At 60.4% G+C, this 13,354-nt stretch carries 7 protein-coding genes; 2 read left to right on the forward strand and 5 right to left on the reverse strand.

Features of this window, described 5'->3' with window-relative positions:
* Positions 1-328: 328 nt before the first annotated feature.
* From actP to acs, 3 genes are all read right to left on the reverse strand, one after another.
* The gene (gene actP / locus ACJ8HT_RS23375) at positions 329-1,990 is read right to left on the reverse strand and encodes a cation/acetate symporter ActP (protein WP_197653542.1); all 1,662 of its coding nucleotides are present in this window, start codon (positions 1,988-1,990) and stop codon (positions 329-331) included.
* Entirely contained in the window at positions 1,987-2,298 is a 312-nt protein-coding gene (locus ACJ8HT_RS23380) for a DUF485 domain-containing protein (protein ID WP_004930047.1), read from the reverse strand. Before ACJ8HT_RS23380 ends, actP begins: the two co-directional genes overlap by 4 nt.
* 91 nt (positions 2,299-2,389) lie before the next feature.
* On the reverse strand, positions 2,390-4,348 hold the full coding sequence (acs, locus tag ACJ8HT_RS23385) for an acetate--CoA ligase (protein WP_049198848.1): 1,959 nt from the start codon (positions 4,346-4,348) through the stop codon (positions 2,390-2,392).
* A 900-nt stretch (positions 4,349-5,248) separates the two neighbouring features.
* Here acs and gltP point away from each other — a divergent pair.
* Positions 5,249-6,565 carry a glutamate/aspartate:proton symporter GltP gene (gene gltP, locus ACJ8HT_RS23390; protein WP_015376334.1) on the forward strand — a complete coding sequence of 439 codons (1,317 nt, stop codon included), beginning with the start codon at positions 5,249-5,251 and terminating at the stop codon, positions 6,563-6,565.
* 274 nt (positions 6,566-6,839) lie between these two features.
* Positions 6,840-8,183, forward strand: a complete 1,344-nt coding sequence (locus ACJ8HT_RS23395; protein WP_197653541.1) for a condensation domain-containing protein — start codon at positions 6,840-6,842, stop codon at positions 8,181-8,183.
* 42 nt (positions 8,184-8,225) lie between these two features.
* Here the strand turns inward: ACJ8HT_RS23395 and ACJ8HT_RS23400 are convergent, their stop codons facing one another.
* Entirely contained in the window at positions 8,226-11,321 is a 3,096-nt protein-coding gene (locus ACJ8HT_RS23400) for an amino acid adenylation domain-containing protein (protein WP_197653539.1), read from the reverse strand.
* Between the two features lie 64 nt (positions 11,322-11,385).
* Positions 11,386-12,996, reverse strand: coding sequence for a condensation domain-containing protein (locus tag ACJ8HT_RS23405; RefSeq protein ID WP_197653538.1), 1,611 nt, complete (start codon positions 12,994-12,996; stop codon positions 11,386-11,388).
* Positions 12,997-13,354: the final 358 nt, after the last annotated feature.

Raw genomic sequence — 13,354 nt, forward strand, 5'->3', positions numbered from 1 at the left:
CGGGCCTTAACGCCGCGTGCGGCGGCCCCGGAGGGGAGAGTCTCAGGATGAGACGAATTGTGTAGGACAAATCCGCCGGGAGCGGATTTGAACGTTGCGAAGCAACGGCCCGAAGGGGGGCGGGCAGGACGCCCGCCATAAACTGCCAGGCATCAAATAAAGCCGAAAGCCCTGAACTGACGTTCAGGGCTTTTTGCTATGCGTAAAACGCAAAAAAGCGCAGCTACGCTGCGCTGCTTTCCCCAGCTTCTCTCCGATAAACAGCCAGAGAAAAGGCCCCGAAGGGCCTTTGATTAGGGTGTGTTTGCTTTTTTCACTTATTATTCGGTTAATGCGAGCTGCCTTGAGAGATGCCCAGCCCGGTTTGCGAACGGACAAACTGAGCCCGGAAGCGTTCCCGCTCCTGCTGCCCGGCCAGCGAGCCGTCGGTGATCGAGAATAGCCAGGTACCGACAAAGGCCACGACCATCGAGAACAGCGCCGGATATTCATACGGGTAAATCGGCTTTTCATGGCCGAGGATCTGCACCCAGATCGTCGGGCCGAGGATCATCAGAATCACCGCCGTCAGTAGGCCCAGCCAGCCGCCAATCATTGCGCCGCGAGTGGTCAAACGCGACCAGTACATCGACAGGATGATGATAGGGAAGTTACAGCTGGCGGCGATCGAGAACGCCAATCCGACCATAAAGGCGATGTTCTGCTTCTCGAACAAAATCCCCAGCGCGATAGCGACCAGGCCGAGCACCACGACGGTGATCTTGGAGACCTTCAGCTCATCGCGCTCGGTCGCCTTGCCGTTTTTCATCACGCTGGCGTACAGGTCGTGGGAAACGGCCGAGGCGCCGGCCAGCGTCAGGCCTGCAACGACCGCCAGAATGGTGGCGAAGGCCACCGCCGAGATAAAGCCGAGGAAGAAGTTGCCGCCAACGGCATTGGCCAGGTGCACCGCCGCCATGTTGGTGCCGCCCAGCAGCGCGCCGGTGGCGTCTTTGAACGCCGGATTGGCGCTGACCAGCAAGATGGCGCCGAAGCCGATGATAAAGGTCAGGATATAGAAGTAACCGATAAAACCGGTGGCGTAGAACACGCTCTTGCGCGCTTCTTTGGCGTCACTCACGGTGAAGAAGCGCATCAGGATGTGCGGCAGACCGGCGGTGCCGAACATCAGCGCCAGGCCGAGCGACAGCGCGGAAATCGGATCGGAGACCAGGCCGCCGGGGCTCATGATGGCGATGCCTTTCGGATGCACCTTCACCGCTTCGGCGAACAGGGTATTGAAGTCGAAGTTGACCGACTTCATCACCATCAGCGCCATAAAGCTGGCGCCGGCCAGCAGCAGCACCGCCTTGATGATTTGCACCCAGGTGGTGGCCAGCATGCCGCCGAACAGCACGTACAACACCATCAGGATACCGACCAGGATCACCGCCACGTGGTAGTTGAGCCCGAACAGCAGCTGGATCAGCTTGCCGGCGCCGACCATCTGCGCGATCAGATACAGCGCGACTACCACCAATGAGCCGCAGGCCGACAGGGTGCGGATCGGTTTCTGCTGCAGACGGTAAGAGGCGACATCGGCAAAGGTATAACGGCCGAGGTTGCGCAGGCGCTCCGCGATCAGGAACAGAATGATCGGCCAGCCGATGAGGAAGCCGATGGAATAGATCAGGCCATCATAACCCGAGGTGTAAACCAGGGCGGAGATGCCGAGGAACGAGGCGGCGGACATGAAGTCGCCGGCGATCGCCAGGCCGTTTTGCAGGCCGGTGATGCGCCCACCCGCGGTGTAGTAGTCCTGGCGGGAACGGGTGCGTTTGGACGCCCAGTAGGTGATGTACAGGGTGGCGCCGACAAACAGGATAAACATCACGATCGCCTGGATGTTCAGCGGTTGACGATGCACTTCGCCGCCGATGGCGTCGGCATGAGCCAGACCGGGCAGCAACAGCAACGCGGCGGCGGAAAGGGCGGAGCATAAACGCTTCATTGTTTCACCTCACGCAGGATTTCTGCGGTGAGGCGATCGAACTCGCCGTTGGCGCGAAACACGTAGATCCCGGTCAAGACGAAAGAGATCACGATCAGCCCGACGCCGACCGGGATCCCGCGGGTGATGGTCGATCCGGCGGCGATCGGCGTGCCGAGCCATTGCGGATCGAAGGCGATCAACAGAATAAAGCCGACGTACAGCGCCAGCGTAATCAGCGAAAGCAGCCAGGCGAACCGGCCGCGTTTTCTCACCAGCTCTTTAAAGCGCGGGTTTTCTTCAATCCCTTGATAAATGGTGTCATTCATCAGAGTGTCTCCAGTAGGTATTGATAGAGTACGCCGCGCCAGGGCCGCTCAACGGCGCGTTATCCGAATGAGCGGCCTGAAGCGGCGTAAATTATGACGGCACTTTCATTGATTGTTTTTCTTCCAACAGCTTGTCGACTACGGCCGGATCCGCCAGCGTGGAGGTATCCCCCAGGTTGCTGGTGTCGCCGGCGGCAATTTTGCGCAGGATACGCCGCATGATCTTGCCGGAGCGCGTTTTGGGCAGCGAATCTGTCCAGTGCAGCACGTCCGGCGTGGCGATCGGCCCTATCTCTTTACGCACCCAGTTGCGCACTTCGGTATAGAGCTCCGGCGTCGGTTCTTCGCCGTGATTCAGCGTGATGTAGGCGTAGATCGCCTGGCCTTTGATGTTGTGAGGAATGCCGACCACCGCCGCTTCGGCGATTTTCGGGTGCGATACCAGCGCAGACTCGATCTCGGCGGTGCCCAGACGGTGGCCGGAGACGTTCAGCACGTCGTCGACGCGGCCGGTGATCCAGTAGTAACCGTCCTCGTCGCGGCGGGCGCCGTCACCGCTGAAGTACATGCCTTTGAAGGTCGAGAAGTAGGTTTGCTCGAAGCGGTCATGATCGCCAAACAGGGTACGCGCCTGGCCCGGCCAGGAGTCGACGATCACCAGGTTGCCTTCGCAGGCGCCTTCCTGCGGTGTGCCGACGTTATCGACCAGCGCCGGCTGTACGCCGAAGAAAGGCCGCGTGGCGGAACCGGCCTTCAGCTCGGTGGCGCCCGGCAGCGGGGTAATCATGAAGCCGCCGGTTTCGGTTTGCCACCAGGTATCGACGATCGGGCACTTTGCGTTGCCTATCTTGTTGTAATACCACTCCCAGGCTTCCGGGTTGATCGGCTCGCCGACCGAGCCCATGATGCGCAGCGAATCGCGTCGGGTGCCCTCGATAGCCTTGTCGCCTTCGGCCATCAGGGCGCGAATGGCGGTCGGCGCGGTATACAGAATGTTGACCTGGTGCTTGTCGATCACCTGCGACAGGCGATTGACGCCCGGATAGTTAGGCACGCCTTCGAACATCAGCGTGGTGGCGCCGCAGGCCAGCGGGCCGTACAGCAGATAGCTGTGGCCGGTGACCCAGCCCACGTCGGCGGTGCACCAATAAATGTCGCCGTCGTGGTAGTCGAACACATACTTAAAGGTCATCGCAGCGTAAACCAGGTAGCCGCCGGTGGTGTGCAGCACACCTTTCGGCTTGCCGGTCGAGCCGGAGGTATACAGGATAAACAGCGGGTCCTCGGCGTTCACCTCTTCCGGCGGGCAGTCGGCGGAGACGCCCTGGGTCAGCTCATGCCACCACAGATCGCGCCCTTCCTGCCAGTAACCCGGTTTCCCGGTGCGTTGGAACACCACAACGTTAGCCACGCTGACCACGCCGGGATTTTTCAGCGCATCATCGACGTTCTTTTTCAGCGGCACGGCGCGGCCGGCGCGCAGGCCTTCATCGGCTGTGATCACTAACCTGGCATTGGAGTCGATAATGCGTCCGGCGACCGCTTCCGGCGAGAAGCCGCCGAAGATCACCGAATGTACGGCGCCGATACGCGCGCAGGCCAGCATCGCGACCGCCGCTTCCGGCACCATCGGCATATAGATGGCCACCACGTCGCCTTTTTTCACGCCGAGCTTTTTCAGCACGTTGGCGAACTGGCAGACGTCATGGTGCAGCTGTTTGTAAGTCACCTTTTTGGATTGGGTCGGGTCATCGCCTTCCCAGATAATGGCGGTCTGGTCGCCACGCTCAGCCAGATGGCGGTCCAGACAGTTGGCAGACAGGTTCAGCGTACCGTCTTCAAACCAACGAATGCTGACGTGGCCGGGATCGAACGACGTGTTTTTAACTTTGGTATAGGGTTTGATCCAGTCCAGGATTTTGCCATGCTCACCCCAGAAAGCCTCTGGGTCTTGAACCGACTGTTGATAATACTGTTGGTATTGTGCCGGATTAATCAGGGCGCGCTCTGCAATTGCAGAAGGAATAGCGTGTTTATGCAGTTGGCTCATAGCTTTTCTCCTTGAAGTTGTTAATGATATGTCAACTGAAGGTTAAGTATAGTTTGCTACGATTCTTTGTTTCTTTTTTGCGCGGCAGATCACGCAACAAAGATATTGATTTGTAATAGTTCTGTCGCATTTGCAGGACGTATCTATCTCTTTGGCGTTTAATTCATCATAAACCCGCGTTTTTAGCCAAAAACACTTATCTAAAGAACAAAAAAGAATAAAAAAAGACGAGACTGTTTGCCTCGTGATTAATCGCGTGGGAAAGGCCTGCGTTATTTCACGCTATAAATCTTTTTGGATTATTTTTCGCTATTAATATTCGAAGTTGGTATTAACGCGATATAACGATGGACGGCATATCGTGAAATAACGTTTTATTAACCTTTAATTCCTGATGAAAGGCCGGGTGATACCCTGGGGTATTCATTCTGCGCCATCGTTCGATTTTTAAGCTAAATATAAAGCGGTGCTGCATTTATGGTGAAGGGTGTCACTCGGTCAATTCTCATTTCTTTGACTTTTAAGTAACAAAATATAAACATTTAATGCGGACTAAATATGCAAAATGGACGAAAAATAACGCATTTTAATCGCGTTCAAAAAAGCGTCGTCGGCGCGGTTATGTGCTTCATTGTATGAAAAATTATGTTTTTAATAACAAGCAATTATGCCATTTGAAATAGTAACGCGAATTTTTTGTGATTCGATTCAGCGCTCAACCCTGACAAATCAAGGCTTGCAGAGCATGCCGCCCGGATGATACAGATTTATACTGCGTTGCACCCAGGGCAGGTGAACGCTTCCACTGAATTAACATAAGCCTGTAATAAATGATTAAGTATTCTTTTCTCCGTGTTGCGACTTTGTACGGCGAAAAGAGTCTTTGAGGACTTTTTGGGTATGAAAAGTGTAAAAATTAGCCTGGCTTGGCAAATCCTGATCGCGTTGGTACTGGGTATTATTGTTGGCGCGGTATTGCACAACCAGACAGAATCTCGTGAGTGGCTGGTCAGCAATATTCTCAGCCCGGCGGGTGATATCTTTATTCGCCTGATCAAGATGATTGTGGTACCGATCGTTATTTCCACGCTGATCGTCGGTATTGCCGGCGTGGGCGATGCGAAAAAGCTGGGCCGCATCGGATTGAAAACCATTATTTACTTCGAAGTGATCACCACCGTTGCCATCGTGGTGGGGTTGACGCTGGCCAACGTATTCCAACCCGGCCACGGCATCGATATGTCGACGCTGACCACGGTGGACATTTCGCAGTATGAGAAAACCACCGAACAGGTGCAAAGCGGTTCGCACAGTCTGGTGGCGACCATTCTGTCGCTGATCCCGTCGAACGTCTTCTCGTCGATGGCCAAGGGCGACATGCTGCCGATTATCTTCTTCTCGGTGCTGTTCGGTCTGGGGCTGTCGTCGTTGCCGAAAGAGACCAAAGAGCCGCTGCTGAAGGTGTTCAAGGCGGTGTCCGAGAGCATGTTCAAAGTCACCCACATGATCATGCGCTATGCGCCGATCGGGGTGTTTGGCCTGATTGCGGTCACGGTAGCCAACTTCGGTTTCGCCTCGCTGCTGCCGCTGGCCAAGCTGGTGGTGCTGGTGTACTTCGCCATCGCGTTCTTCGCCCTGGTGGTGCTGGGGGCGGTCGCCCGGCTGTGCAACCTGCGCATCTGGACGTTGATCCGTATCCTGAAAGACGAACTGATCCTGGCTTATTCCACCGCCAGCTCGGAAACGGTGCTGCCGCGCATCATCGAAAAGATGGAGGCCTACGGCGCGCCCAAGTCGATCACCAGCTTCGTGGTACCGACCGGCTACTCCTTTAACCTGGATGGCTCGACGCTGTACCAGAGCATTGCCGCTATCTTTATCGCCCAGCTGTACGGCATCGAGCTGTCGTTGGGGCAGGAGATCGTGCTGGTGCTGACGCTGATGGTCACCTCGAAAGGGATCGCCGGCGTGCCGGGCGTCTCGTTCGTGGTGCTGCTGGCCACGCTGGGCAGCGTCGGCATTCCGTTGGAAGGCCTGGCGTTCATCGCCGGCGTGGACCGTATCCTGGATATGGCGCGCACCGCGCTGAATGTCGTGGGTAACGCACTGGCGGTGCTGGTGATTGCCAAGTGGGAGCACCAGTTCGATCGCAAGAAGGCGCTGGCCTACGAAACGGAGTTTCTGGCGCAGAAGGTGAAGCCGGCCAATCAGGCCTAATCACCGAGCGTCGCCGACGTTAAAAACGCCCCGGGCAGCTGTGCCGGGGCGTTTTGTTTTTAGCCGTCTTCTCTCCGCCACTTTCTTTTCTCCGTCCCCACTGCGCGACTTGCATCCCCGCTTAACAGAATCTAAAGTGTTACCAAATTAATAGAAATGATAATAGATGTTATTATCATTTTCATTTGATGATGTATGGAGACACGCAAAAGCCGTTGAACGGCGGGTTACGCCCGTTCGGCGTCTTTATTCGGGCTTATCAAAGGTAGGTAACATGTCGGACACCGCTTTGGCCTCTGAATGGTTGCCGCTGGCGCCAGCGCAGCTTGATTTCTGGGAAGAACACACCTTGCACCCCGGGCAGACCCTGTCCACCGTCGCACACTGCACCGAACTGTGCGGCGCGGTAGAGGAAGAGACGCTCTGCCGGGCGATCGCCGCCACCCTCGCCGAGACGCAGGCGTTTGCCCTGCGCTTTGGCGAGCGGCATGGCGACTCTCCTCCGCCGTTACGGCACGATCCACAGCGTATACCGCCATTGCAACGCATCGATCTGCAAACGCACGGCGATCCCTGGCAGGCGGCGCAAAACCTGATGCGCGAAGATATCGCGCAGCGCCGGGCGCTGCACTGCGAGCCGTTAGCCGCCGCCTGGCTGCTCAAGCTGGGGCCGGAGCGCTACCTCTGGTACGTACGTGCGCACCATATTCTGGTTGATGGTTTCGGTATGGCGCTAATTGAACACCGCTGCGCCGCGTTGTATGCACACTATCTGGGTGAAGGCAGCGCGGGCATGCCTCTGGGCACCTTCGACGCCTTTCAACAGGCTGAGCTGGCTTACGCGGGCTCTGAGCGATGCGAGCGCGATCGGCGCTTTTGGCAGAGCTATCTGCCGCCGTCGCAGGCGCTGCCGACGGTGCGCAAGGGCGGTGAGGCCTATGGCGTGCGGCGTCTGAGCACCCACCACCGGCTACCGGCGGCGGTATCGCAACGACTGGCGCAGCTGGCGGAGCGCAGCGGCATCAATTGGCCCGACTTGCTGGTGGCGCTGTCGGCGGCCTGGCTGTTTCAGGTGATGCCCCGCGACATCCGGCAGGGCGAGGCGTTGCCGATGTGGATGCCAGCGATGAATCGCCGCGGGCAGGCTGCCACCAACGTGCCTTCGTTGGCGGTCAATACGCTGCCGCTGCTGGTGCCACCGCCGCAAGCGGAGACGCTGGGGGGCTTTCTCACCACTCTGACGCAGCAGCTGCGCGAGCTGCGCAGCCACGCCGGCTACCGTCTGCGCCAACTGGCCGCCGATCGCGGCGTGGAGCCAGGTTCGCGCTTCTTTATTTCCCCCTTCATCAACGTGCAACCCTTCGATGCACCCCGCTTTACCGGCTGTAGCGGCACTCGCCGCGTATTGGCCGGCGGCTCGGGCGACGGTTTTAACCTGACTTATCGCGGCCGCACCGACGCCCGCGATCTGCAGGTGGATATCGATATCTATCTGGAGCAGTTCCCGACGGAGGATGCGCTGGACTATGGCGAGGCGCTGCAGGAATTCCTGTTGCGCGCGCTGCAGCGGGAAGCCTGGGAGCAGCCGCTGGCGGCCCTGACGGCGTTGCCCGCTTGATAAGATGCGGGCGGGGAATGTCCCCGCCCGAGTGGTATGGCTTCAACTGGCCAGTAATGCCGCCACTTCGCGCGCGTTCTTGCACGGCAGGAGCGAACTGCTTACCAGACGGGTGCCGAAAGCGTCATTGAGGCGCTCCGCCACCTGTTTGATATGCGGCAGCTTCAGCCCCATGGCGATAAACGCCGTCTCTTCTCCCCATTCCGGGCGCGGTGCCACACCGATCGCCTGCCAGTAAATGGTCAGGATCTCTGCGCTGCGCGCCAAAGGCGCGTTCGGCGGCGGGGCCGCACAGGCGTTCAGCGCCGGCGCGGTTTGCTGGTGGCTAAGGTCGGCACGGATGCGATGGCGGTCGGTTTTACCGTTGGCGGACAGCGGCAGCGCCTCGGCATGGATAAAGCGTGTCGGAATATGGGTACAGGGCAGATAGCCGGTGGCGAAGGCGCGGATCTCGGACAGCGGCAGCGGTTTGCCGTCGCGGGTCAGATACAGGGCACCGAGCGCCGCCTCGTTGTTCTCTCCGCTGGGGTAATCCACCACCACCATGTCCTGGATCGCCGGATGGCGGCGCAGCACGTCTTCGATTTCCGGCAACGAGACGCGCACGCCGCGGATCTTCACATAGCCGTTCACCCGGGTGGCGAACATAATGTTGCCGTCCGCCCGGTAATAGCCCTGATCGCCGGTGCGAAAAGCGCGCAGCGGTTGCCCATCCGGCCCTTCGAGGGTAACGAAATCGTGCTGCTTCAGCTCCCCCTGTTCCAGGTAGCCCAACGCCAGGTTGACCCCGGCGGTATGGATGCGGCCGACCACGCCGGCTGGGCAGTGGCTGCCGTCGTCATGGCAGATGAAATAGCGGTTGGCCGGCAGCGGGCGGCCGTAAGGCACGGTGCCGTTCTCCAGCGGGGCGATCGGGTGCCAGATGCTCCAGATGGTGGTTTCGGTTGGCCCGCCGAGCGAGAACAGCGCGAGATCCGGGCACAGGGTACGCAGGGTTTGTACCGTCGCCGGCTTGATGTAGTCGCCGCCTTGCGCCACCAGGCGCAGCGAGCGCAGGCTGTCGGCCGTTTTGCAGGTGAGCAGCATCTCCAGAATGGCGGGCACTGAACACCACAGGGTGACCCGATGCTTTTCCACCAGTTGGTTCCAGCTGATGGCGTCCTTTTCCTGATGCGGCGCCGGCAGCACCAGCGTGGCGCCGGCGCACAGCGAACCGAACAGATCGAACATCGACATGTCATGGTGCGGCGGCGTGACGGAAATGAAGACGTCGTCGGCGGTGACCGCCCAGCGCTGCTGGGTCTGGTGGACGACGTTGGCGGTGGCGCGGTTATTGAGCACCACGCATTTGGGCTTACCGGTGGTGCCGGAGGTATACAGGTAGTAGCTCGCGGCCTGGCTGGCGCTGCGTTCAACCAGCGTCTGCTCATCCGGCAGCGCAGGCGCGCGTTCCGTCGGCGCCAGCAGGGTCGCCGGCGTCACGCCGTTCGGCGTCTCCAGATCGCCGCTGTGTACCACCAGCGTTGGCCGGCAGTTTTCCAGCAGGTAGGCGGTGCGTTCCGGTGGCGAGTTGATATCGACAGGCACCCAGATCACGCCCTGCAGGGCGCAGGCGAGGCTGAGGATGATCTGTTCCGGGCTGCGCGGCAGATACAGCGCGACCACGTTGCCCGGCTGCACGCCGTGGTTCTGCAGGTTGGCGATCGCCGTGGCGATCCGCTGGCCCAGCTCGCGGTAGGTCAGCGTCTGTTCGCCGCAGATCAGCGCGTTGCCGCCGTCTTGCGCGCCGAACAGCCGCTCGGCCAACTGCGCCAGATAAGGATAAGGTGCGTAATTCGCTTCGCTGTCGTTGTGGCGGTAATGCGCCAGGTCGATGAAGTCTCGCGGCGCGATCGCCAGGTCGGCCCGTTGGCAACTGTGCAGGATGCGTCGCTGCAACGCCGCCAGCATGGCTTCTACCTGTTCGCCGTGCAGCGCCTGCTCGGCGTAGTCCACGCACAGCTGCAGGTTCTTTTCGCTGTCCAGCGTCAGGCGAATGTCGATGGCGACCTGCGGCGTTTGGGTCAGGCCGTCGTGGAAGCGCACCGGCGCCTCGGCCGGCAGCGTTTCCCAGCCCAGGCAGTTGGTCAGGATCACCGGCAGCGCCGGGCCGCCCTGGCTTTGGCCGAGCAACTGCCGCGCCAGATCGACGCCGGAAAACGTCAGGTGGTCGAGCGCGCCGAGCACGTCGTCCTGCAGGGCTTGCGCGCGCTGGATAAAATCTTCGCCGTGGCGCGAATAGCGCACCGCCACGAAGCTGGAGGCGTTGCCCAGGGCACCGTCGGCGGCGGGGAATGCCACCGGCACGCCGACGCACAGCTCGCCGTCGGTGGTCCAGTGGGCCAGCGTATCGAGGATCAGCGCCGACAGCAGGCTGTTGCGCAGCAGCGCATGTGGCGATCCCAGGCGGCCGAGCTGTTTTATCGCATCGCGCGGCAGCGTCAGGGTGGCGCGGCGATAGCGCGATGAGGTGAGATTGGCGAGCGGGGCGCGCCACGGTAACGCTGACGGGGTGGTGACATCCTGCAGCTTGTTGCGCCAGTAGGCGGCATCGGCCTGGCGCTGCGCCACCGACGCGGCGGGGGGCGGCAGCGCAGCGACGGTCGGCGCCAGAGGGCGATCGTCAAACAGGCGCGCGATCACGGTGGAGATCCCCTGGCCGTCGAGGATCAACGCATCGAAGCTGGTAAAGATCAGCGTATCGTACGGCGATCCCGTCGGATCCTGCTGTTCGGCTAGTTGGATCACGGCGATGCGCCACAGCGGTTGGCTTGGATCGTGGCGCTGGTGGGAGTAACGCGCGCGCAGCTGTTCAACCTGGCGCTGCGCCGTTTCACCATCAAGGGAGCGCAAATCGTGGCGATCCAGATGCAGCGTCACCTCCGGGCGTACGTGCTGCGTGCCGCGTTGCACATCGATGCAGGTGCGCAACGCCGGGTAATGCTGTACCAGCTCGGTCAGGCGCGCTTCAAGGCGCGGTACGTCCAGCTGCCGGGCGCGGTATTCGCGAAAGTCGTGCATCGCCACGCCGCCGAGCGGCCATCGATCGCTGCGGCCCAGAAGATAGGCCTGCTGCAGTGCGGTTAAAGCTGTCTCCATGGTACTTCCCTATAGTCGCTAACCGATTAAAACGAGCCGGGCACCATGCGCCCGGAAGCCGATCTCAGTGCTGCGGCGCCAGCGCGGCGAGCAGCGTTTTCGCATGCCTTCCTGCCTCGGACGAGCGTTGGCAGATCAGCGCCGCCAGCGCCGCAGGGGAGGAATGCGCCGCCAGATCCTGCGCCGTCAGCCCCGCCGCCAGATACTTGTTGAGCACCGTCAGCAGCGCGTTCACCCCGGCATCCGGCAAGGCTAACCGGCGGATATCGTCGTGGTCGCGCAAGCCGGCCTCGGGGGCCACCCGCGCCAGCAGCCGATGCAGCACCTGACGCACCGGCACCTGCTGCGCCAGCGCGTCGGGCGTGCATTGCGCCAGCAGCTGCGACAGCGGGCGATCGAACGCCTCCGTTTGCCGCGCGGCCAGGTGCAGCAGCGCCCGGTAACAGGCCAGCAGGCGTGGCAGCACCTGCTCGGGGAACGCGTCCAGCCGCACGTCCCAGTTGATCAGAATGCCGTCGTCGACGTGGGCGACCTGCGCATCCAGCGCCACCTGCGGCCCCTGAGAGATGACCCAGCCGAGACGGCCGAAGGTGTTGGTGACCCGTTCGGAAAACAGCGTCTTGCCGCGGATGCCGAAACCGGCGGTAAACACCACCGGCGAAGGCTGCAGGCTGCCGTGCAGGCGCGACAGATCGCGCATCACGCTCACGCCGGGGTAATCCGCATGCTCGATCAGCTCCGCCAGCTGCGTCATCAGGCGCCGGCAGAAGGCGCTCAGATTTTCCGTCGGATTGAGTTCCACGCCGAGCAGCACCAGGTTAGAGAAATCGCCGATGAGGCGATGCGCGTCCTCCCGTTCGCTCTCGCGGTGGAACAGCGGCACGTTGAGCCGAAAGCGCGTCATGTTCCAACCCTGGCCGACGGCCAGGGCGAACAGCGCTAAAAACAGCGTCGAGAGTGAGGTGTGGTGCCGTTTGGCGACGTTCTCCAGCGCGCGGCTTTCCTCTGCGTCCAGCTGTATGGCCAGGCGATCGCTGCGGCAGCGGTCCGGTGTGCGCAGCAGGCGCGGCGCCGGTGGCACCTGCGCCAGGCGCTCACGCCACCAACGCTGGCCGCGTTCGCGCCGCTGGCGCAGCGCCTCGTCGGCGTCGCGTTGTGCGAGGTGATCGAAGTAGGCCGGCGGCGCGTCATGGGAGGGCACCGGTGGGCACTGGTGATAAAACGCCGTCAGATCTTCCATCAACAGGCGAAAGCTCATGGCATCGCCGGCGATCATATCGAGATCGACATGCAGGCGGCTACGCCCTTCCGGCAACAGGCTCAGGCTGATATCGCAGGGCACGCCCTGTTCCAGCGGCAGCAGCTGGGTACTTTTTGCCTGGCGTTTGGCGGCGAGCGCGGCTGCCAGCGTCGTTGTATCGGCGTGCCGCCAGTCGTCGAGATGCAAGGTGTGCCGGGGGCCGGGAGGCGCGATCGTCTGCCGGCCATCATCGGTAATGCGCAGGCGTAACAGCGGATGACGCAGGTACAGCGCATCGACGGCCTGGCGCAGTCGGGCGAGATCCAGCTCGCCGCCGTCGAATTCCGCATACAGGTGGGCGGCCATGCCGCCGAGGGGAGGAGCGGACTGTCGGCCTACCCAATAGGCGGCCTGCATCGTGGTCAAAGCTTTCATCGGGTATCCATTTTGATTCAGCCAACGAGACTGCAAGAATATATCCAAATGTTAATAGGAATGAAAATTATTATTATTTAATCCATTTGACGCGAGGGTGCTATCTATAAGGGGTTTTAGCGAGGGCGGACGGGCGTATCGTTGGGTGTGAATAATTTATCTATATTATTCTTAGCATTGTAATGATTGCTTGTTATTGCAGCGCCTGTTTTACCTGCTAAAGTATAAGGTTTTCTGTCTGTTATCGCGGCTTTCCTCACACCTTTGTTGATAATGATTTGCATTAGAAAATGCAAAATATTATCATTCTTAACATTATTTTACGTTTTTATACAAGCCGCCGGCCGCTCCGCCGGCG

Source organism: Serratia sp. CY44782 (assembly GCF_052168715.1).
In the GTDB taxonomy this organism is placed as follows: Bacteria; Pseudomonadota; Gammaproteobacteria; order Enterobacterales; family Enterobacteriaceae; genus Serratia; species Serratia nevei.